The organism is Oerskovia sp. NPDC056781 (genome assembly GCF_042789955.1).
Classification (GTDB): Bacteria; Actinomycetota; Actinomycetes; order Actinomycetales; family Cellulomonadaceae; genus Oerskovia; species Oerskovia rustica.
Genome location: NZ_JBHUAD010000037.1, coordinates 1 through 23,081 on the forward strand (window position 1 = coordinate 1; position 23,081 = coordinate 23,081).

Annotated in this window: 11 protein-coding genes; all 11 read right to left on the reverse strand. The window is 72.9% G+C overall.

What is annotated here, in order from left to right:
- Positions 1-34: 34 nt before the first annotated feature.
- The 11 genes from ACFRCR_RS05400 to ACFRCR_RS05450 all read right to left on the reverse strand — a co-directional run bounded on the left by ACFRCR_RS05400 (position 35) and on the right by ACFRCR_RS05450 (position 22,713).
- Positions 35-331, reverse strand: a complete 297-nt coding sequence (locus tag ACFRCR_RS05400; protein WP_030151988.1) for a WXG100 family type VII secretion target — start codon at positions 329-331, stop codon at positions 35-37.
- A 107-nt stretch (positions 332-438) separates the two neighbouring features.
- Entirely contained in the window at positions 439-4,896 is a 4,458-nt protein-coding gene (locus ACFRCR_RS05405; protein WP_377676012.1) for an FtsK/SpoIIIE domain-containing protein, read from the reverse strand.
- A 37-nt stretch (positions 4,897-4,933) separates the two neighbouring features.
- On the reverse strand, positions 4,934-5,632 hold the full coding sequence (locus ACFRCR_RS05410) for a hypothetical protein (protein ID WP_377676013.1): 699 nt from the start codon (positions 5,630-5,632) through the stop codon (positions 4,934-4,936).
- Positions 5,629-7,395 (reverse strand): serine/threonine-protein kinase, encoded by a 1,767-nt coding sequence (locus tag ACFRCR_RS05415; protein ID WP_377676014.1) that lies wholly within the window; start codon positions 7,393-7,395, stop codon positions 5,629-5,631. The genes ACFRCR_RS05410 and ACFRCR_RS05415 overlap by 4 nt, the downstream gene beginning before the upstream one ends.
- Complete coding sequence (locus ACFRCR_RS05420) at positions 7,392-9,371, reverse strand: FHA domain-containing protein (RefSeq protein ID WP_377676015.1); 1,980 nt, start codon at positions 9,369-9,371, stop codon at positions 7,392-7,394. The genes ACFRCR_RS05415 and ACFRCR_RS05420 overlap by 4 nt, the downstream gene beginning before the upstream one ends.
- Positions 9,368-10,210 carry a PP2C family protein-serine/threonine phosphatase gene (locus tag ACFRCR_RS05425; RefSeq protein WP_377676016.1) on the reverse strand — a complete coding sequence of 281 codons (843 nt, stop codon included), beginning with the start codon at positions 10,208-10,210 and terminating at the stop codon, positions 9,368-9,370. Before ACFRCR_RS05425 ends, ACFRCR_RS05420 begins: the two co-directional genes overlap by 4 nt.
- A complete protein-coding gene (locus tag ACFRCR_RS05430) occupies positions 10,207-11,694 on the reverse strand; it encodes an RDD family protein (RefSeq protein WP_377676017.1) in 1,488 nt (495 codons plus the stop codon). Before ACFRCR_RS05430 ends, ACFRCR_RS05425 begins: the two co-directional genes overlap by 4 nt.
- Positions 11,694-14,198, reverse strand: coding sequence for a transglutaminase family protein (locus ACFRCR_RS05435; RefSeq protein WP_377676018.1), 2,505 nt, complete (start codon positions 14,196-14,198; stop codon positions 11,694-11,696). Before ACFRCR_RS05435 ends, ACFRCR_RS05430 begins: the two co-directional genes overlap by 1 nt.
- The gene (locus tag ACFRCR_RS05440) at positions 14,198-15,652 is read right to left on the reverse strand and encodes a DUF58 domain-containing protein (RefSeq protein ID WP_377676019.1); all 1,455 of its coding nucleotides are present in this window, start codon (positions 15,650-15,652) and stop codon (positions 14,198-14,200) included. The genes ACFRCR_RS05435 and ACFRCR_RS05440 overlap by 1 nt, the downstream gene beginning before the upstream one ends.
- Positions 15,653-15,656: 4 nt before the next feature.
- Complete coding sequence (locus tag ACFRCR_RS05445) at positions 15,657-16,631, reverse strand: MoxR family ATPase (RefSeq protein ID WP_191796960.1); 975 nt, start codon at positions 16,629-16,631, stop codon at positions 15,657-15,659.
- 61 nt (positions 16,632-16,692) lie between these two features.
- Entirely contained in the window at positions 16,693-22,713 is a 6,021-nt protein-coding gene (locus tag ACFRCR_RS05450; protein WP_377676020.1) for an Ig-like domain-containing protein, read from the reverse strand.
- Positions 22,714-23,081 lie beyond the last annotated feature (368 nt).

Here is a 23,081-nt window from a genome sequence, read left to right on the forward strand (position 1 = left end):
ACGTCGGGGCGGCCGTCCGAGGGTCCAGCAGTCGTCACCGGGCGATCGCGGAGCCGAGACGCGCGTCGAGCTCCTCCATCGAGTCCGCGGCGCGCGCGAGGAACGTGTGCATCTCGACGAGTCCCTCGACCGCGTTCTTCGCGCCGAGGTTGAACTGGTCGTAGGAGGCCATGAACTGCGTCGAGGCCTGGTCCGTCACGAAGCCGGACGACACGAGCGCCGTGACCTGCTTCATCAGATCCGCGAGGATCTCGTCGAGGTGCCCCTTGCCGATCTCCAGACGGCCCGCTGCGTCCCGCATCTCGCTGTAGGTGACGTTGACGTTCGCCATGTCGATTCCCGCTCTCTTGATCCATCGTCGGCCTCGCGGCCCGTTGTCGTCGCAACCGTACCGAAGGTGCGGTCGCCTGGGTATGGGGAGAACTCCCCACGCGTGCGTCAGCCCATCGGGACGTGTACCCGGGTAGTGCTTCCGCGCGCGATGTAGTAGCCCCGGCCAGGGGGGAACTCCGCACGGGAGACCCTCGGCAGGGAGGTCTTGAGCAACGAGTCGCCCTCGAGCGCCTCGGGCTGCAGCAGCAGCCCACGGCGACCGTTCTTCATCTCGGCGAGCAGGGGCCACGGCGAGCCCCAGCGGGAGGACTCGGCCTCCGCGACCACGAGGCACGAGCCGCGCTGGGCCGCCTTCATGAGCGCGACGAGCGGTGCGTCCGCGGGTGACTGCAGGTACTCGTCGACGCCCTCGACGAAGACGGCGACGGGTCCCGCCGCCAGGTCCTCGGCGACGTCCTGGGCGAGGGCGACGACCTCGTCGACGCTCTGCGCGACCCGGTCCCAGGGCACCGCCGACACCAGCGAGGACCCGGGATGCGCCGCGAGGACGATCCGGGTCTTCGGGGCGGCCCGGACCAGGGACCTCGCGAGGGCCGCGAGCGCCGTCGTCCGACCGCTGCCGACGGGCCCCGACACGAGGAACGTCCCCTCGGGTGCCCAGCCGAGGGCGTCGAGCGTCTCGTCGCCGATCCCCAGCACGGGCTGTCCGTCGACCTCGTCCGGCAGCACGTCGGCCGTGTACTCCTGCGGGAGCGCGCCGATCCTCGGTGCCTGGAGCACCCCGGCCTTGCGCATCGAGTCGCCCAGCCGCACGCAGGCACGCGCCTGCTCGGCGGCCGAGGTCGTCCCGCCGATGACCGCGACCTGGGTCTCCGCACCGTCCACCACCGCGCGGCCGGGCGGTGACGACGGGGTGAGCACGTCGCCGGGCACGTCGAGCAGGCCGTACCCGTCGTCCGAGAGGCGGAGCACGACGTTGCGCTGCACGGCAGAGCGGACCGCGGTCGGCACGGCGCCCGCGCGGTCGGCCGTGAGCGCCACGTGGATGCCGAGCTGTCGCCCCTCGGCGAGCACGTCGCGGAACACGTCGAACCACACGGCCCTGCCGGCACCCTGCTCGAAGTCGTCGCGGAACGCGCCGAAGCCGTCGACGAGCACGAGGATGCGCGCCACGTCCGTCCGGCCAGTGAGCGCCCGGAACTCGGTGACGCTCGAGGCGGAGGCGTCCGCGAAGAGCGGGCCGCGGCGGTCGAGCTCGGCGCGCAGCATCCGGAGCAGGCGGACCACGCGCTCGACGTCGTCGCCCATGATCACGGACCCGACGTGAGGCAGGGACTCGAGCATCCGCAGGCTGCCGCCCGCGAAGTCGAGGCCGTAGACCTGGACCGCCCCGCCCCGGGGCGTGATCCCCGCCGCGATGCCCAGGGTGCGCAGCGCGGTGCTCTTGCCCGCACCGCCCGTGCCGTACACGGCGAGGTGTCCGTCGGCGTCCGGGCGGAAGTACGTCGGCCGCTGGGCCTGCACCTCGGGCAGGTCGGCGACGCCGATCAACAGCTCGGTGTCGGTGCGCTGACGCAGGCGGGCGAGGTCGTAGACCCCGGCGAGCGAGTCGAGCCACGGGCGACGCGGGCTCGGGATCTCGGCGTGCCGGCTCGCCGCCCCGATGCACGCCACGAGGCGTTGCTGGTCGTTGGGACCGAGGTCCGTCTCCTCGGGCACGACCGCGGGCTGCGGCGCGTCCCAGCGGATCTCGCCGCCGAACCGCAGTGCCGCGACCTCGATGCGCAGCGGCTGCGCCTCGTCCGAGGTCCAGCCGCCTGCGTAGGCCGACTGGAACGGGCGCACCCTGCCGGGTCCCGTCTTGGCCAGCCCACGCCCCGGGAGCCCGGGATCGAAGTGGGCCGCGTCGGGGGTCCCGACGACGTCGGACGAGTCGGACTCGTCGGCCATCCGCAGGGCGACGCGAAGGTTCGTGTTCGCCCGCAGGTTGTCGCGGATGACGCCCGCCGGGCGTTGGGTGGCCATGATGAGGTGGATCCCGAGCGAGCGCCCGCGCTGCGCGATGTCGACGACACCGTCCACGAAGTCGGGCACGTCGGAGACGAGCGCCGCGAACTCGTCGATGACGATCACCAGGGCCGGCGGGGCGTCGGGGTCGCCCCGCTTCTCGAGCTCGAGGATGTCCTTGGCCTTCTTGCGGTTGAACAGGTGCTCGCGGTGGTGGAGCTCGGCCCGCAGGCTCGTGAGGGCACGCCGCACGAGGTGCTGCGACAGGTCGGTCACGAGGCCCACGCAGTGCGGGAGCTGGACGCAGTCCGCGAACGCGGAGCCGCCCTTGTAGTCCACGAACAGGAACGTGACCCGGTCCGGGCTGTACTCGGCCGCCATGCCGAGCACCCACGCCTGGAGGAACTCGCTCTTGCCCGAGCCGGTCGTCCCGCCCACGAGGGCGTGCGGACCGTGCGTGCGCAGGTCGAGCTGCATCGCCTCCGACCCGGCCGAGCCGACGAGCGCCCGCAGCCCCCCGGCGCGGCGTCGCCTCGGGACGGCACCCGGCGTGCGGTCGGTGATCGAGAGGTTCTGGTTCCAGCGGTCGATCACGGCGTCGCCGGACGTCGCCATGTCGGGGCCGAGGAGCGTCAGCAGGGAGACGGTGCGAGGCAGGTCGCTCGCGTCCTCGTCGACGACCCCCGCGTCGAACACCGGTGCCATGCGACGGCCGTACTCGACCGCGTCGGCCGCGTCGACCGTCTCGAGCACGACGTCGTCGACCGACAGACCGAGCCGGACCATGCCCACCGAGGTGCGGTCGGGACCGACCTCGACGTAGGTGCGGCACGCGGCCGGCAGTCCCCGGACGCTGTCGGCGACCCACACGGGGAACACCCCCGCGTCAGGCCCCGTCTCCGCGAGCTGCGCGAGCCGTGCACGGTCCACGTCGACCTCGGAGGACACGAGGACCACGACCGCGGGCAGCGGCGAGCTCGTCCCCTCGACGGGTCCGCCGCCGCCCTCGCCCACGCTCGCGCCTCGCTCGAGTGCGGCGTCGCGGGTCCGGGCCGCTCCTCGACGCGTGGCGCGCTGGCTCTTGAGCCGGGTCCGGATCAGCTCCTCGAGCTGAGCGAGGAGCACGGCACCGCTGCTGGCGCTGTCGGCGAGGTGGTTGCCCTCGATCGGGCTCGTCGAGGCCGAGGTGTGCGGCATCCACTTGAGCCACTCGAGCGACCGCGACCACGTCGGCGTCACGAGGGAGCAGACCACGAGGTCGGTGGGCGAGTGCAGCACCGTGAGCTGGACGAGCACGGAGTTGACCACGGGCTCCACGAGGTTCTTGGCCCCGGCCAGCCCCAGCGCACCGGCGTCGTGCAGGTTCTCGACGACGGGGACGCCCGAGACGAGCTCGTGCCGGTCGACCAGCTCGTCGAGGCGCCCCTGGAGCTCGGGGACCATCTCACCGCGCCCCGGCGTCTCGACCTCGTTGCGCGAGGGCATCGAGCCGAGCCCGAGCCGCACGTTGAGGAAGGACCAGTGCTCGGGGCGGCGCGTCCACAGCAGCGGGCCGCGACGCAGCCCCTCGGCCAGCGTGAGCGGGGTCGCCGGCGCCTCCTGGAGCCGCGCCGACCGTTCGGCGACCTCCTCGTCGCGCAGCGCGGACCGCAGGCCCTCGAGCCGCTCGTCGAACCTCTTGACGTCGCGCTCCAGGCGACGACGGCGCCGCTGACGCTCGGTCACGTAGCTGCCGACGAGCATGAGGGGGCTCATGAGGATGAACAGGAGCGCGGTCGGGCGCTGCGTGACGAAGAACATCAGGAGGCCCATCACCACCGGGGCGACGAGGGCCAGCGCCGGGAAGGTCTGGGGCTCCTCCTCACGGTTGGCGCTGGGCGCCGTGAACTTCTCCCCCGCGTAGCGCGGCTCGACCTTGGGCGAGCGGTTGAACGGGACGGGACCTGCGACCGGACCGCCGGCGGCGCTGCCGAGCGGGTCGACCACGACGACGGTGTCGCCGAGCACGAGGGTCTGCTGCCGGTCGACGCGCAGCCGGGTGACCAGACCGCCGTCGACCACGATGCCGTTGGCCGAGCCCAGGTCGACGACCTCGGTACGGTCGGACACGTCGATCCGGGCGTGCTTCTTCGAGACGAGGGGGTCGGACAGGACGAGGTCGCACCCCGGCTCCCGTCCCACGACGTAGCGCCCCGCGACGAGGTCGCGCTGCAGCCCGGCGTCCGGGCCGGCCACGACCCGGACGCGGGCCAGCACGTTCTGGACGTCCTGCATCGTGCTGGCGGCGCGGGCCGCGTCCAGGAGGTGCACGACGGCCCCGGAGCCGAGCCACGCCTCCGCGATCGGGACGTCGGGGTCGAGGACGACCGACTGCTCCTGCCCGGGGAGCTGGGCGCGCAGGGTGAGCGGGGGGACGTCGACCAGCGACCCCATGTTCCGGGGGTCGCGCACGGCGATCGCGCGGGCGACGTCGCCGACCGTGCTGCCGGCGTCGGCCGTGACGACGATGTCGTCGCTCGTGCCGTCGTGGCGCACGAGAGTCATCTTGAGACGCACAGGGACGTGTCCTTCGTAGCAGGTGCGTGGACGGGGTTCAGGAGCTCTCGTCCACCAGGTCGAGCAGGGGCAGGTCCTCGGTCGTCACGAGGCGTGAGGCCACCGCGTACTCCACGAGCCGTGCACGACGGTTCGTGGCGAGCGCCCCGACTCCCCCGCGCAGACCCTTGACGCCGATGCGGTCCAGCCGCTCGCACACGTTGTCGAGCTTGCGGTTGAAGCGGGTCGTGGCCCAGCCGAGGCGGCGTGCGGCGTCGGCCGAGGTCGGGATCTCGGAGAGTCCCGTCCCGTCCCGCCGCAGCACGGGCTCGGCGAGCGCCAGGATGAGCTGCTTCTGGCTGATCGTGAAAGGGATGGCCCCGATCGTGGTCGCGCCGTCGGACGGCTCCTCGGAGCGGATCTCCTGGTAGGGCGCCCCCTGGAGCTGGACCCGCAGCTCGTAGGTGGTCGGCCCGGCCGTGAAGACGACCGACATCGAGGGGAACACGAGCGGCAGGCGGTTGCCGGGCGACAGCCACGACTGGACGCCGCCGCCGGCGTCGCAGACGGTCGCGGAGATCAGCGAGCCGACGTTCGCCAGCCACCAGATGCCGTTCTCGTGCGAGATGCGCAGGAAGTGCCGGTGCAGGTACGGGTTGTCCTCGATCTCGAGGTCGCCGTCGCGCCCGATGTCGAACGTCCCGCCGGGGACGGGGCGGAACCACTCGCCGCAGAACTCGATCGCCAGGTCGCTCATGGGTTCACGCAGCCCTTCGCCGGGACGGACGGCTTCCCGTCACGGACGGTACGGATCTCGACGCAGACGGTCTCGGTCTCCCCCGCGGGGACCTTCACGGACTCGCTTCCCGCGGGCACCGGGGCAGACCGCGTCTCCTTGGTCGGGTCGATGTGCTGCCACGCGTAGGTGTCGCCGACCTCGATGCCCTCGGGGGGCTCCCAGGTGAAGAGAGCGCTCCCGCTCGCGACGTCGTACTGCGCCTGCAGGTTCTCGGGGGGCGGGACCAGGTCACCGAGGTTGTCGTTCGGCACGTCGTCCGGCTCGTCCGCCGAGGTCGTACCGCCCCCCGCGCCCGTGCCGGTCGCGGTCCCGTCCGGGAGGAGCGCGTAGATCCCGACCACCACGAGCACCAGGACCCCGGCGCCTGCGAGGAACGGCCAGAGGGCACGCCGCGGCCGCGGTCGTGCCTGCTCGGGCTCGGGCGAGGTGCCCGGGGCGCGGTGCACGGTGTCGTCGGTCGGCGGCCCCCACACGGCGGTCCCGGTCCCGGTGCTCCCCGGACCGGCGGCGGGGCGCGGCGGGACGGGGCCCGACGCCGGAGCCTGGGCCGGGCGCGCGGGTGCGGGCGCGTAGTACGCGACCTGGGCGGGCGCCCCTGCCCCGGGCTGCCCGGCGTAGGCGCCGGGCGCCGCAGGAGCATGCGGTGCCGGGGCGTGAGCCACGGGAGCGGAACCGCCCGTCGCCGCTCCGACGGGCACGTGCCGCTGGACCGGGGCGGTCCCGCTCGTCGTCGACGGGGCACCGGTCGGGTGGGTCCCGCCGGTCCCTCCTCCACGGGGGTCGATCGAGACGACCGCGCGGAGCCTGGTACCGCCGTCGTCGTCGGCCTCCTCCTCCTGCGTGATCCCCGCGTCGGCGAGCACGTCGATGGGGGTCACCGCGAGCGAGAGCTCGTTCTGGACCTGCTGGAGCGCCCGCGCGAAAGCGAGCATCGTCGGGTAGCGCGAGGCCGGGTTCTTGGCCATGGCAGTGCCGAGCACGCGCTCGAGCGAGGGCGGCACGTCGGTGCGTCCGGTCGGGGCCAGCGGCGTCGACTCGATGCGCGTGATGAGGCTCGCGCTCGAGTTGGACCCTCCTGGCAGCTCGAACGGCGCACGCCCGGCAAGCAGGGTGAAGGTCGTGGCGGCGAGCGCCCAGACGTCCGTCTCCTTGCCCGCCCACGGGTTCTCGGCGAAGGACTCCGGGGGCGACCACGGGATCGACATGCCCTCGGCCCGGGAGGCGTCGTCCATGGTCGAGGAGATGCCGAAGTCGGTGAGCGCCGGGTGGCCGTACTCGGTCACGAGGATGTTCGCGGGCTTGATGTCCCGGTGCAGGATCCCGGCCCGGTGCGCGGTCTCGACCGCTCCCGCGATCTGCACGGCGACGCGCAGCGCCTCGGCGACGCTGAGCCGCTCGGACCGGTAGCGGGCCCCCAGGTTGGGCCGCGAGCAGTACTCCATCGCGAGGTAGGGGCGTCCGTCGGACGTCACGTTCGCCTCGTACATGGTCACGATCGACGGGTGGGTCGAGAGCGTCGCCATGAGGTCGGCCTCGACGTCGAACGCGGCGCGCTGCGACTCGCTCGACCACTCGTGCAGCAGGACCTTGATCGCCACCCGACGCCGAGGGCGCTGCTGCTGGTAGAGGAAGACGTCGGAGAACCCGCCGGAACCGACGACCGACACGTACTCGTACCCGTCGATCAGCGGCGGCGGCGACGGGGCACGCTTGCTGCTCATAGCAACCCTTCGAAGGTGAACGTCACGCCGTCACCCACGTCGACGACGTCGTGCGACACGACCATCGTGGGCTCGCCGGGGTGCAGGCGCCGAGGCGGCTGACCGGGGCGCAGGAGCGTGGTGCCGTTGGTCGTGTTGAGGTCGCACACCAGCACGTGCCACCCCTCGAGCTGGATCTCGACGTGCGAGCGCGAGATGTCCTGCTCCGGGCTCGGCACCGCGACCAGGCGCGGCAGGTCGTTGCTCTGCGCTCGCGTCGTGCGGGGGCGGCGTCCGAGCACCACCGGGCGGTCGAGCTCCACGACCTGACCGTTGGAGAGCGTGAAGCGGCCCAGCGAGGGCCGGGTCACGAGGTGGGCATCCCCCACCAGGACGTGCGAGCAGCTCCCGCAGGTCTCCCGCGACGGGGGGTTCGCGTGACCGTCCACGCACGTGCGGGCCAGGATCTGCTGGGAGCCCGGAGGAGCGGGCGGTGCGAAGGTCGGCCCGGCAGCGGGGGCCGGCCCTGCGGCCGGGCTGCCGACCGGTGCGGGACCTGCCGCAGGCCCGACGGACGGGACGGGCACGACTCCGAGCGGTGCGGCCGCTCCGGGCGGCTCGAGGGGCGCGGGCGGTGCAGGGACGGCGGCGGCCGCTCCGGCACCGGACACCTGTGCGCGGAGGTCGGCGATGACCGAGGAGAAGACGGTGTGCCCGTCGTGGTCGTCCCCCTCCGGGTCTTCCCCGGCAGCCGTCTCGTACCCGACCGTCGAGGACTGCCCGACGAGGTGCGCGAGGTCGACGGGCGGGCCCGGTCGCTGGGCCTGGTCGCCCGTGACCGTGGCCGCGCGCACGGACGCGGCGGGCGTCGACCCGGTCCACTCCCGGGGGATCCCGTCGATCATGCCGGCGACGGGCTGGGGACTCCCGGCGGGCGGCGCGGGGACGGGAGCCGCGTTCTCGACCGACGGCACGGCGGCGGGAGCTGGGGCGGGCGGCGCGTCGACCTGCTCGTCCTCCTCGTCGATGCGGATCGCGGCGTCCTCGACGGTCCGCAGGACGGTGGACTCCCACAGGTGCCCGTAGCCGTCGTCGACGGCCGCCACCGCGTCGTCGAGGTCGTCGACGTGGTCGAGACCGTCGTCGAGGTCGAGGTCGTCGGCAGGGGGGACGACCGTGAGCTCGGGCGCGATCGTCTCCATCGAGACGATCGTCTCGGCCGACCGTTCGTCGACCGGTGAGCGCGTCGGCACGACCTCGTCGGAGGCTGCGTCGAGGCCCGGTACCGCTGCGACCAGGGCGACCGGGGCGGCATCGTCGTCGGGGACGGCGTCGACGGCGAAGAGGCTCGGCACCGATGTGAGGGGCGGGTCCAGGTCCTTGTCCTCGACCGGCACCGCGCTCCCCACCAGGACCGGCTCGAACGCGGAGGCCGGGCGTGCGGCAGGGGCCTCGACGGCGGCCGGCGTCCCTGTGCGCTCCCCACGGGGGGTGGCCGTGGGCACGGCGGACGTCCCGACGAGGTGCCGGACGATCCGTGACACCAGCACCACGCCCTCGTGGAGCGGGAGGCCGACGAGCGCCACCTGTCCCGGCCCCGCTTCCAGAGCAGGGGCGTCCTCGACCCCGAGCTGGACGGAGACCTCCTCGACGTCGTCCACGAGACGCTCGGACCAGGTGGTCACGTCGTCGCCGTCCACGTGGACCCGGGCCGAGGACGTGGTCAACGTGACGGAGACCTCGCCACGGACCGCGACCTGGGCCCGTCGCCCCGACACGACCGCCACGGCGAACGGCGGCATGGTCCGCAAGGTCGCCCCGAGGACCACGGTCAGGAGCTGGATGACCTCGATGACCTCGACGTCGGTGTCTCCTGCCGCGTCGAGGCCGTCCCACAGGCGTCCGACGAGCTCGCTCGTCGCCCCCTCCGGGAGGACGACGATCGCACCGCCCCGGACGAAACCGAACGCGCTCCCGGTGTCGTAGCGCAGTCTCACGACCTGTCCCCCATCTGAAGGCGAATCTCTCGCGGCAAGGTGTCCTCGTCGGCGTACCCCTGGTTCTCGCGGGGGGCCGTGGAACCGTCGCTGGTGTCCCCCCACGCCCCGGTCGCGTCGACGACGACGACAGTGATGTTATCCCGCCCTCCGGCGACGATGGCCTCGTTGACCAGGCGGTCGGCTGCGGCCTGGGGGTCCGGCTGAGCGAGCAGGATCTCCGCGATCCGTTCGTCCGAGAGCTCGCCCGTCAGCCCGTCGGAGCACACGAGCATCCGGTCGCGCGCGACGATGGGCACCCAGCAGAAGTCGGGCTCGGGCGGGAGCGAGGCCCCGACGGCGCGCGTGACGACGTGGCGTCGCGGGTGGGTCAGCGCCTCGGTCGTCGTGAGCAACCCCGCGTCCACCATCTCCTGGACCTCGGAGTGGTCCACGCTCAGCTGCTCGAGCACCCCGTGCGACATCTGGTAGGTCCGCGAGTCACCGATGTTGACCACGAGCCAGTACGGCATGCCCTCCATCTGGGCCACGACGACGCCGGTCACGGTCGTCCCGGCGCCCCTGCCGGGTTCGGTGCTGATGGCGCGGACGTCGTCCTGCGCCACGACGAGCCGGTCACGCACGTCCTCGGGCGAGACCGTGGCCAGCGCGCCGAGCGGACGGAGGGCGTCGATGGCCGCGGAGCTCGCGACCTCGCCGGCGTCGTGCCCGCCCATGCCGTCGGCGACGAAGAAGACCGAGCTGTCGGCGAGGAAGCTGTCCTCGTTGAGGAGCCGCCGTGCCCCCCGGTGCGAGCTCGCGCCCCAGACCAGGCTCACCCCGGCGGGCCATCCGCTCATGCGACGGACCCCGGGTGGACGACGATGCGCCGGTCCCCGACGGTGATCACCGAGCCGACGGGCACGGGCACGCGCACACCCGGATCGAGCGCCACGGGCGCCCCGCCGGGCCGGAGGAGGACCGTCCCGTTCGTCGACCCACGGTCCTGCACCCACAGGCCGCCGGCGTCGAACCCCAGCTCGACGTGCGTCTTGGAGACCGACCGCGTCGGGTCCTCGACCCGGACGAGGGTCCTGGCCTCGCCCCCCGACGACTGCGGGTTGCGGCCGACGAGCGCGGGGCCGGAGAGGGGGACCCGCTGACCCGACTCGAGCTCGAGCACGGCGCCGGGCGTGGGTGTCGCCTCGTGCACCTCGTTCCGGATCTCCCGGGCGCTCAGGCGCGTCGAGTCCCAGTCGGGTTCCTCGTGGGCAGGCGCCGGCGTGGTCGTGGTCGCAGGGACCGCGAGAGGCACGGTGCCCGGCGACGGCGTGACCGGCGCGGAGCCCGAGGGTGACGCAGCGCCCGGCACGCCCGTGATCAGCCCGTCCACAGGCGTGACCGAGGGCTGCTGGGTCTGCTGCGGGAAGGCCCACGGGTCACCGACGGGGGCAGCACCGACCCCCGGCGCCTGGCCGGCGGTCTGCGCGGCGAACGACCCGGCGGGCAGGGGCCCCGACGGCGAGGGGCCGCGGTACCCGCTCGGGGGCGTCGCGACCTTGTGGGTGCTCGGCTGCCCGACGTCGCCGACCTCGGCGTTCCCGGGGTGGAGTCCTCGGACGTCGAGCACGAGCGCCTTGGCGGCCTTGTCCTGCCATCCCTGGTTCCGTCCCGAGCTGTCGAAGGCCGGGGAGAGGACGACGAGCAGCTCGCCGATCCCCAGGGCGAGGGCCCCGAGGAAGGTGATGATCCAGCGGAGCGCCGCCCGCCCGAAGCCCAGGGGCGACCGGTCCTCGGCCCGGACGGACCGGACGCCGGTCGCGAGGTTGCCGAGCGTCCGGCCCGTGCGTCCTTCCCAGACCCAGAGGCCGACCCAGCACGCGAGCGACACCGCTCCGGCCACCGCGTACACGACCAGCAGGTCCCCGACCAGCTCCTGGGCCTCGGCCGGGGTCGTGACCGAGGCGAGCGCGGCCGGAGACACCCCCGCCACCGCGCCACCACCGATCAGCACGGCCGCGAAGACCAGGGAGACCGCGCCGGCGTCGACCAGGAACGCGACGAACCGGCGTCCCGTGCCGGCCACCGGCGCACCGTCGAGCCCGGCCTGCGGCGCGGCCGCGTCCGTCCGTCGCAGGAACGGCACCGCGCGCTGGGTCGCCGCAGCGACGTCGCGCTCGGTCGTGATCGCGATCGACGGCTCGCGGCCCGACGACGGCGCGCCGCCGACGGGCGCACCGTACGGCACCGCGGTGCTGGGCATCTTCGTCCCGCAGACGGCGCAGAACGAGGAGCCCGCCGGCTGTGCCGTGCCGCAGGCGCTGCAGCTCAGCTGCTCGGACATCAGGACTCCCCTGGCTTCGGGCCGGAACCGGTCGGTGGTCTCGTCGCGGTCCGGGCGGACGACCGGGCCGATCGGCGCAGCGCCGGGACCCAGGAGGGGACCCGTGCCGGTCGAGCACCCCGCAGGGATCGTAGCGACACCGCCGCGCGCAAGCGCTGCCCGCGCGGCCTGGTGGACCTCATGCCCACCAGGACCGAGTCCACCTCGCTCCAGAAGGCGTCGACCTGCTGAGGGCTCGGGTCGCCGGTGCCGAACACCGTCGCGTCGGCCGAGCGTGCGAGCGTCACGGTCGGCGCGGCGGCCACAGGGAACGCCTCGGCCAGCGTGCCCGCGCTCTCGCGACGGGTCGCACCCGCGGGGACCGGGGCGCCCAGGTCCGTGGCGGCGTCGAGCACCTCGCGCCAGCCGCCGCTGATGCGGTCGACGGGGCGGTCGGCCGACCGCCGCCTCTTCCTGCGACGCGACTTGAGCAGGAGGACCAGGAGCAGGGGCAGGGCGAGGACCAGGAGCGGGACCGTCACCGCGACCGCGACCAGGGCGGCACGGCCCCAGTCGAACGCGCTCGACTCGGCGTCGTCCTTCTTCTCCTCGTCGTCGACCGTCCCGGCCTCGGCGTCGGCCGGCTCCTCGGGCGGTTCCGGGTCCTCGAGGACCGGGGGCTTGGGCACCTGGTCGCTCTTGGGCTCGGGCTCGATCTTGTTGTCCTCCTCGGGGATCGCGTCGATCGGGACCCAGCCGTAGCCCGCGAACGGGACCTCGACCCAGGCGTGCACGTCGGCCCCCGTGGCCACGAACGGCGTGCCCGCCTCCCAGGCCTCCGGGTCCGGGTAGAAGCCCATGACGACGCGGGCCGGGATGCCCGCCGACTGCGCCATGAGGGCGAGCGCCACCGCGAATTGCTCGTCGTCGCCGATCATCTCGTCGGCCGCGAGCAGCGTGTCGATGCGCTCGGCCGAGTGGCCCGGTCGGGAGGGAAGCTGGGTCTCGAGCCCGCTCGAGAAGATCCCGCTCGCCTCGAGCCCCACCTCGAGGTTCTTGAGCTGGACCTGCGGGTCCGTCTCCTCGGCCATGAACTGCGCGGCCTTGCCCCCGACCGAGTCCGGGACGTTGCGCGGCGTCGGGAGCTCCGCGTCGAGGATGTGCGAGGACTCCAGGTCCTCGACCGAGGGGGTCGGTGCGACGATCGCGTCGAGCCGGAACGTGTCGCCGGGGCGCAGGCCTGCGGTCACGACGCCCGTGCCGGTCTCCGAGTTGTAGTACGTCGTGGTGCTCAGCGCCTCACCGCGCTCCCCCGTGTACCGGACGCCCGCGAGCGCCCCGACGTCGGGCAGCCACACGCCCCGGTAGTCGCCGATGGTGACCGTCAGGTCGGTCGGGGTGCCCTTCGCGACGGTCGCGATCTGGTCGCCGGCGCGCGTGAAGACCCCCGAGCCCGCACCGCTCGAGACGTCGTAGACCACGCCGTTGTACGTATCGAGGGTCGCTAGACGTACACGGGCTCCGGCGGGCAGTCCCTCGACCGTGAACAGCTCGTCGTCCGTCATCTCCTTGGCGTACTTGCGGAACGACGCGAGCGGGCTCACGTACTCGTGGAGATCGAGCGGCGGGACGATCTGCTCGCGCAGGACCATCCGCTCGGTGTCCGGGGTCACGACCGGGACGAGCACGACCGCGGCGACCGCACCGAGCGCGAGCATCGCCGCGCCGCCGCGCGCCCGGTGCCAGCGCAGGCGCCGCGTCGCGGCGACGCTCGCGGCCGTCAGGACCTGACGCTCCCCGAGGCGCGCCTCGGTCGCGCGCCATGAGCCCCACAGGAGCCCGACGACGACGAGCACGAGCCCCTGGGCGAGGGGGAACGCGGGCACGAGCGTGCCCAGCAGGACCACCCCGACGAACGCGACCACGACGGGGAGCAGCGCCCACTGCCCCGCACGGACGCGCCAGGCGAGCGTGGCGGCGACGAGAGCGGTCAGGAAGAGCAGCAGGAAGGGGACGACGGCCAGCTCCGGGAAGGACTGGAGAGGCGGCACCGAGGTGACGATCTCCTTCCACCCCGTGATCGCCCCCAGCAGCAGACCGCGGAACGTCTCGAGGGTCGGCAGGACCCCCGCCACCGTCGTGCCCGGCAGGGCGAACGGTCCGCCGAGGACCAGGTACGTCACCATGGCCACGGCGGTCACGGAGACCGTGCCCCAGCGCCGCCAGGCGCCGAGCCAGGCGACGCCCAGCCCCAGCACGAGGCCCCCGAGCGCGGGCAGGAGGTAGGCCGGCGAGCCCCATGCCGGGCCGAGGCCGACCACGGCGGCCCCCAGCATCACGACGAGCGCGAGGGCGTCGACGGCGCCCGTCGCCCGCAGCGCGCGCGGCCCGTCGGTGCCCCGCAGGCGGGTCGACGAGCGTGCGGTGGTCAGGTTCGACCGTGTGCCGGTCCCGTCCGTGTGGCCGGGCTCCGCACCGGGACCGGTCGGCGGGGCCAGTCGGCCCCGCGTGTCGTTCTCGGTCATCAGTCGTTCAGCCTCCGCAGCGCGAGGGGGAGGTCGCCGAGCTCCCCGATGGTGAGCACGACGAGCTCGGCGATCCGGTGGCGGCTGACCTTCGCGCCCGGCACGCACTGGATCGCCATGACCCGTACGTCCTGGGGAAGCCGGGCCGAGGCGGCGCGCAGCTCGGTGGGCGAGACGGCGCTCCCCACGACGAGCGCGACGACCGACGCGTCCGTGACGCTCGTGCCGGCCACGCGAGCCAGGTCGACGAGGCTCGTGCGCAACGACCTCGTCTCGACCCGGGCGAGGTCGTCGAGGAGCCGTACCCGGTTGTCACCGCGCAGGCTGCCGTCGTTGACGAGGACGGTCAGCCCGCGGTCCTCCTTGATGGCCTGGAGGCCGAGCGAGCCGCACGAGCTCACCGCGAGCTCGAACTCGTCGGGGTGCGCGTAGTCCTCGGCACGGGTCGAGAGCACGACCGCGAGGTGCGAACGCCGCGTCTCCTCGAACTGCCGGACCATGAGCTGCCCCGTGCGGGCGGTGGTCTTCCAGTGGATGTGGCGACGGTCGTCGCCGGGGACGTAGTCGCGCAGCGCGTGGAACGACACGTCGGAGTTGGAGATGTCCTGGGTGACACGTCCCTCGAGGTCGCGCAGGAAGCCCGTCGAGGAGCCCGACAGGTTCTTCGTCCGCGGGTGCACGAACAGCTCCTCGGGGTTCGTCCAGACCACCTCGCGGCGCAGCAGGCCCAGCGGGTCCGCGCGCACCGAGCGCACCGGGCCGACGGGGATGACCGAGCGGCGGTGCGTCGGGATCGTGAAGATCTCCTCGTGGCTCGCCCCCGACCGCAGTCGCGGCACGGGGAACGACGCGACGCCGGCGCCGACGGGCAGCTCCATCACGGCGGGCAGCAGGGGGCGCGGGGACTGGTTGCTCACCTCGAGCGTGCCGACGGCCCGGTCCCCCACCGTGACGCGCCGCTGCCCCAGGTCGAGCTGCACGGTGTACCGGAAGGTCCCACGGACGAACGCGACCGCGCCGAGCATCGCGACGGTCGCGACGATCGCGACCGCGAGCAGCTCGACCCACGAGAAGACCAGTCCGGTCCACCACGCCGCGACGAGGCCGACGAGGACCGCCCACCCGAAGGGGCTCACGACCGAGGCCGCCACCGACAGCCCCTTGGCGACCTGCCCGGTCACCGGGGCGAGCAGCGCGCGCAGGCGCCGGCCCGGTCCTTCCCCGCCGTCGCCCGACGGCGTCACGACCCCTGGGCGTGCGGGTGCCGCCGAGCCGTCGTCCGACACGGCCCGGGCCTTCCGTCGACGGCGTCCCGAGGGCGCGCCCGGCGCCGGGGCCGGGTCCTGGCCGGGGCGCGACGTCGTCGGGCCGGAGCCGCTCGCCGGGGCGTCGGCCGAGGCGCCCGGTCCGGTCGGGTTGCTGCGCGCGGCGACAGCGGGTTCGGTCGTGGTCATCGCGTCAGGCCGACCGACGTTCCTGCGGCGCGGCGACGTCCGCGAGGATGCGCGCGAGCACGCCCTCGTTCGTCGCGCCGGCGAACTCGGCCTCGGGGTCGAGGACCAGGCGGTGCGCCCAGGCGGGCAGCGCGAGCTCCTTGACGTCGTCGGGCAGGACGTAGTTGCGCCCGTGCGCGGCCGCCCACACCTTGGCGCAACGCACCAGGGCGAGCGCCCCACGGACGGAGACCCCGACACGGCACTCCGCCGCGTTGCGCGTCTCCTCGGCCAGGCGCGAGATGTACTCGAGCACCGCGCCGTCGACGTGGACGCCCGCGGCGAGGTCCGCCATCTCCGCGACGGCCTGCGTCGTGATGAGCGCCTGCAGGGTCGCGCTGCGGTCCCGCACCGAGGCGCCCTGGAGGATCTCGACCGTGGCCGCGTGGTCCGGGTAGCCGAGCGAGGTCTTCATGAGGAAGCGGTCGAGCTGCGCCTCGGGCAGGCGGTACGTGCCGGCCTGCTCGATCGGGTTCTGCGTCGCGATGACCATGAACGGGCGCCCCACCGAGTGCGTCACGCCGTCGACCGTGATCTGCCCCTCCTCCATGACCTCCAGGAGCGCGGACTGCGTCTTGGGCGAGGCACGGTTGATCTCGTCCGCGAGCACGATCGACGCGAAGATCGGTCCCTGGTGGAACTCGAACTTCGCCGTCTTCTGGTCGTAGATCGTCACACCCGTCACGTCGGACGGCAGCAGGTCCGGCGTGAACTGGATGCGGTTCTGGGTGCCCTGGACGCTCGCGGCGAGCGCGCGGGCGAGCGAGGTCTTGCCCGTGCCCGGCGCGTCCTCCAGGAGGATGTGGCCCTCGGACAGCATGCAGGTCAGGACCAGGCGCACCACGTGGGCCTTGCCCAGGACGGCCTGGCCCACGTTGGAGACCAGACGGTCGAAGGTCTGAGCGAACCAGGCGGCCTGCTCGGGGGTCATGGAGGTCATGGGGTGCTGCTCTCTCGTGAGGTCGTGCAGAAGGTCGGGGTCGGGTCGGGGGAATGCCTGGTCACCACGGCACGGGGGTCACCCAGGCCTGGTCGCCCGCGCCGCTGACGTTGACGCTGACGAGTCGACCCGGCCAGCCGTACCAGCAGCCGAAGTCGGGCGTCGTCCCCGAGCCGCTCAGGTTGAAGGAGTAGACGTAACCGCCACCGATCGTGGTCCAGGAACCGTCAGGCTGCTGGTCCCGGCAGACGAACCCGTAGTTCCCGGCCGGCAGGTTCGTGTAGGCCACGCGGAAGTAGTTCATGCCGCCCCCCGCGCTCGACCCACGGACCACCTTGATGTTCGGCTGGGGGTCCGTCGTGAGCGTGACGGTGTTGCTGCTCCCGCTGCAACCGGCCGGGTTGCAGGCCTTCGCGGACCGGCTGTGGGTCTGGCTGAAGCCGTTGCCCACGGAGATGCTGGTGCCCCCCTCGCCCGAGCTCCACAGGTAGCTCGTGACGGGGCTGCCACCGTTGTCCGCGGGACCCGACAGGTCGAAGATCAGGTTCGTCGCACCGTTCTTCCGTCCCGACACGGACGGCGGTGCGGGCACCGTGTAGGCGTTGATCGCGGCCGAGGCGACGCTCGCCGGGGAGTCGCCCGCAGCGTTCCTGGCCGTGACCGTGAAGGTGTAGGCCCCCTGGGGCAGGTCGAACCCGGCCGACAGCGTCCCTCCGCCCACGGTCTTGGCGGTGCCGTTGCTCGCCGTGACGGTGTAGCTCGACACCGGGCTGCCGTTGGCGTCGGCCGCAGGCCACGTGACGGTGATGTCACCCTTCGACTCCGAGACTCCCGGCCTGCCCGGGGCCTCCGGGATCCCGAACGGGATGACTGCCGTGGACGCGGCGCTCGTGGCCCCCCGCCCCGCCTTGTTCTGCCCCGTGACGGTGAAGGTGTACGACGCCTCGTTGTCGAGGCCGCTCACCGCAAGGTTGGTCGCACCGTTGACGGTGACGGTCCCGCCGTCCTTGGCCCCGTTCTTGTACCGGTCGACGTAGTACACGGAGACCGCGTCACCGTTCTCGTCGTCCGGCTTGGACCAGGTGACGTCGAGGACGCCGCCGTTGACCGACGACGTGCGTCGCTCGGCCTGGGGAGCGGCGGACGCGAACGGCACGCCTGCGGGGACCATGGCCGCCGAAGGGCCGGACCAGTCCGAGGGATCCGGTGCGCCGTTGAGCTCTGCGGCGTTCACGGCCTGGACCTCGACCGTGTAGGACGTGCCGTTCTTCAGGCCCGTCCACTCGAACTGGGTGCCGGTCACGCACGCCTGGTCCTTGCCTCCGACCGAGGGAGAGATCCGGAGGTTGACGCACTGGATCGGCGACCGGTCGGTGTACGTCTTGTTGACCCACGAGATCTTGAGCGACTTGTCACCGAACTCGACGGTCGGGGGCGCCGGCGGGTCGGGCTTCTCGTCCGGACGCGCCTCGGCCGACGGGACCGACGCGTCCGAGTCGTTGACCTCGTTCGTGGCGACCACCGTGAAGGTGTACCTGACGTTGTTCGTCAGGCCGTCGAGGGTGCACGTCGTGGTGCCGCACGCCTTGCTGTAGCCGTTGTTCGACGTCACGGTGTACCCCGTGATCTCGGCCCCGTTGTTGGCAGGCGGCTCCCAGCTCAGGACGACCGTCTTGGACCGGACCTCCTCGACGGTCGGCTTGCCCGGCGCGTCGGGGCGTCCCTGGACGTTGATCTGGATGCGTCCCTCGACCTCGCGGTCGGGGTCCTTGGTCGCGTCCTGGACGCGGTACCGGACGACCATGACGCCGAAGAACGTGTCCTTGGGCGTGACGGTGATCTTGTCGCCGTTGATCGCGGGCGTGCCCTCGCCCGTGTCGACGGTCACCGCGGTGATCTTGAGCGGGGTCTCCGGGAACGGGTTGCTGTCGTTGGCGAGGACGTCGACCGGCACCGCCTTGCCCTGGTGGGCCTTGTCGACCGTGTCGTCGTTGGCCTTGGCCAACGGGCGCGTGGACGCCACGACCTTGACCGTCAGCGACCCGTCGACGGGCGGGTGCCCACCGTCGGTCACCGAGATCGGGACGGAGAGCGTGGTGCCCTTGGCGACCTCCGGGGTGGCCTGGATGGTCGCGGTCGAGCCGCTCACGCTGACCGTGAGTCCAGCGGGGACCGCGCCCACCTTGTACGTCAGCGAGTCGCCGTCGGGGTCGGTCGCGAACCGGCCGAGGTCGACCGATCCCTCCTCGCCGGCCGCCACGTCGACGTTGGGCGCGCCGAGCTCGGGAGGCAGGTTGGCGGGGGGCAGCACCGAGATCGGCAGCGTCAGCAACGCCTTGTGCCCCTCGGGGTCGTCAGGTCCGGAGCCGTCGGTGACCTCGAACGTGACCGACGCCGTTCCCACGTACTCGGGGTCGGAGGTGTAGACGAGGTTCGTGGCGTCCGTGACCGCCGCGGTGCCGTTGAGCGGCACGACCTTCTTCTCGTCGGTCAGGCGAGGGGTGCTCCCCTCCTTGACCAGGACGTAGTCGGTGATGTCGATCGGCAGCGGCTCGCCCGAGGGGACCTCGAGCGGCACGATGCCCGGACGCAGGACGGGGACCTGCTCGGTCATTCCGGGGACGTGGACGAACGCCTTGGAGGAGAGGCCGTCGACGTCGGTCACGACGTACGTGAGGACCTGACGCTGTTCGGTCAACGTCACGCTCAGGGTGCCGTCGGGGTTGGCCTTCGCCGTCCCTGCGTCGGTGCTGACCGTGAGCTCGGAGGCGGCGCCGTCCAGGTCGTCGTCGTTGTCGAGCACCGCGACCTCGACGCTCGTCTGTCCCAGGACCGCGGACATCGGGACCGTGTCGTCACGGGCGACGGGGGCCAGCAGCGGAGCGTCCTGGTCCACGAGGACCGTGATCGCCGCCGCGGCGCGCGCCCCCTTGGAGTCCTGGATCCCGTAGTAGAACGTCGTGCTGCCCGCCTCGGTGGGGCTCGTCAGGACGACCCGGTCGTTCCCCACGACCTCGGCGTCGAGCGACTTGTCGGCCTCGAGCGCGGCCGGGACCAGGGAGATCTGGTCCCCGTCGGGGTCGGTGTCGTTGGCGAGCGCGGGGACCGCGACGGTCCGGCCGGGGCGCACGGTGACCAGGTCGTCGACCGCGACGGGGCTCTGGTTCGTGGCCGGAGGCGCGGAGATGCCCACCTGGACCGTTCCCGTGGCGACCATGCCTCGCGCGTCGAGCACCGAGTAGGTGAAGGAGTCCGACCCTGTCGCACCGTCGGCGGCCTTGTAGTCGATGAAGCGGTCCGTGACCTCCGCGGTGCCCTTGGCCGGCGGGGTCGCGATGCCCGTGAGCTGGACCGAGTCGCCGTCCGGGTCGATCCCGTCGAGCGGGACCGCGATCCGGACGGTCGCACCGGTGAGCACGCGCGCCTGCAGCGTCTGCGGTTGCGGCGGCGAGTTCTCCTTGCCGTCCCGGATGTGGATCGTGAGCTGGGCGGAGTCCTCCTGGCCGTTCTTGTCCCGGACCCGGTAGATGGCATAGGCGGTTCCTGCCTCGGCGCCCGCCTTGAACCGCACCTGTCCCTCGGACACGAAGAGCTCACCCTGCTCGGGTGGGACGCCCTGCTCGAACTCGTCCTGGAGGAACAGCTCGAGCCCGTCCGGGTGCGTGTCGTTCTTGAGGACCGGGATCGTGACGACGTCCCCCACGCGCACCGTGGCCTCGTCGGCGACCGCGTTCGGCGGCTGCAGCCTGGTCGGCGACGGCACGGGCACGACGCGGACCTGCCCGACCGTGGTCTGGGTCCCGTTGGAGACCGTGTACTCGATCGTCACGGGTGCGTCGAGTCGGCGGATCTCGGTGATCCGGAGCATCTGGTGGGCCAGGACCGCGACCGAGACCCCCGCGTCGTCGGGGACGCTGACCGACTGGACCACGAGGACGCCGCCCCCGGGGTCGGTGTCGTTGGCGAGCACGTCGACCAGCGTCTTGCCGCCAGAGGGCAGCAGCGCGGTGTCCGAGACCACGATCGGCGGGCCTTCGGCCGCCGAGGCGGGCAGGACGTCCACGCGGACCAGCCCTGTCGTCGCGTTGGGGCCGTCCGAGACCTGGTAGGTCAGGTCGTAGGACCGCGGTTCGTTCGAGAGGAACTGGAACGTCCCGGACCCGTAGTTGGGCGTGATCTGCGCCGGAGCGGACTCCGAGACGCTCGCGAGACGCAGCTCGTCACCGTTCGCGTCGTAGTCGTTGAGGAGCGGCTCGACCAGCACCGGCTGGCCGGCGGGCACCACGACGTGGTCCGCGACCGCGACGGGCGGCAGCTGGCCCGCACCCGACACGTCGACGTGCAGGACGCCTTCGAAGACCCCGCCCATGCCGTCGGCGACGGTCACGGTGACCGTCTTGCGTCCCGTCGAGCCCGCGCCGTCGCGGAACACCACGGTCCCGTCCGGGCGCGAACGCACCTCGTCGCCCGCCGAGGTCGCCGTCGCCGCGGCGAGGTACAGGTCGTCGCCGTCGGGGTCGCGGAAGAAGGGGAGCACCTTGATCTCGGCGGTCTTGCCCTGCTCGACCACGAGGACGGGTTCACCGGTCTGCTCGGGGGGCGCGTTCTCGCTCCACGGCGAGACGTTGAGCCGCACGCTCGCCTCGGCCACGCCACCGCGGCCGTCGGAGACCGCGTACCGGAACGAGGAGGCTCCCTTCCCGGCGTCCTCCGGGACGATCGCCTGCAGCGCCGCGCCTCCGAGCACCGACTGCACCTGGGCGCCGTCGGGGCTCTCGCCCGCAAGCGTCGCCGTCATGACGTCGCCGTCCGGGTCGATGTCGTTGCCCAGCACGGGCAGCAGGGTGGTCCGCCCGGGTCGTGCACCGAAGACGTCGTCCTGGGGCAGCGGCGGCTGGTTGGGCTGCGAGCGGTCCAGGACGAACTGGTCGACCTGCTCCGGGGTCGTCAGCTCGGCGTCGGACTCCTCGCCCTCCGCCTGCTCGGGAAGGACGAGGTCCCAGTCGTCGACCTTCTGGTACTCCTCGGCGGCCATCCACACGGTGCCTGCCGACAGGTCGTTCAGCACGATCGCCTTGCGGTTGACCCGGTACTCCAGGCGGCTCTGCGGGTCCAGGCCCTCGAGGCGCTTGTCGAGGTCGTTGTCCGTGCCGTCGCAGTCGCGCAGCACCTGACCGGTCTGCGACCAGGCGCCGTAGGTGCACCCGTTGAGCTGGATGGGCGCCGAGGGCACCCCCGACGCCGCACGCGTGACCGAGTCCCCTCCGTCCATCGGCTGCAGCACGAGACCCGAGGCGGTCGCCACGGCGACGTCGGCGGTCTGAGGGCCCGGCTGCTGGAGCCGCGCCTGCGACCCGTCCTCGAGCGGGACGACGTCACCGCTCGGCAGGACGAGCTCCGACTGCGTCCGGTTCAGGACGACGGGCGCCGACCCGACGGTCGTGAGCTCGACCTCGTCCCCCTTCGCGACCGGCACCTTCGAGGTCGTGACCTCCTGCGCCGTGCCGGTGGCCGCGGTCGAGACCTTCGTCAGCTCGCCCGTCGCCGGAACCAGCGCGTAGACCGTGCCGTCCTGGGACACCTGGACGACTCCCTTGCCGCCGACCTCGGCGACCGGCTCGGTGGTCTCGGGGTCGAACGAGGTCGCGCCGGCGAACGGCAGCACCCACAGCAGCCCCTCCTCGCCGTCGAGGACCGCGACGCTCGAGCCGCCCATCGCCACGTCCGCCCCCGTCGGGGGACGTACCGAGCCGACGAGCTTGAGACGTGCCACGTCCACGGGGCTCACGGAGCCTGCGCCGTCGTCGACCAGGAGCACCTTGCCCGCGTTCTGGAGCACGTCGAACGACGCGGAACCTGCGAGCATCGAGCCGTCGAGCGCCTGGGACTCGAAGTTGAACCGCCCCAGCGCCCCGCCCGAGGTCCGGGTGACCCACACACCGGAGTCGTTGAGCTCGACGTCGGCCGTCGCCTGACCGTCGTACGTGACCGCGAAGGCGACGAGGAGCGCTGAGAAGACCGACACGGTGCTCACCGAGGCGATCGACCGTCGCTTGTCGTGGAGCCGGGCTAGAAAGGTCACAGAATCTCCGTGGGTGCGAGTGGTGCCACCGGTGTCCCCAGGGCCCCTCCTGCCAGGTGCCCCTACCCGTCGCGGGTGAAAGGATAGCGGCACGCGGAGGCAGGTCTGTCATCCACTGGATGGAGAGAACTCCCCATCTCTCTACTGGCAGTAGTTGCCGTGGGGTATCGCAGCAGGCAGCGGCGCCCGTCGCGACGTCACGGCGTGCCGTCCGAGAAGAGGGAGGCGCCCCGCAGCACGTCCACGAACCGAGACGCCGGGTCCCTCTTCCCGGACACCCAGGACGGAGCGGTCGTGGTCCGTGGGGTGTCGCGCACACCGCACCGAGGACGACGGAGGGCGGTGCGCCGGACCCGTGGGTCCTGCGC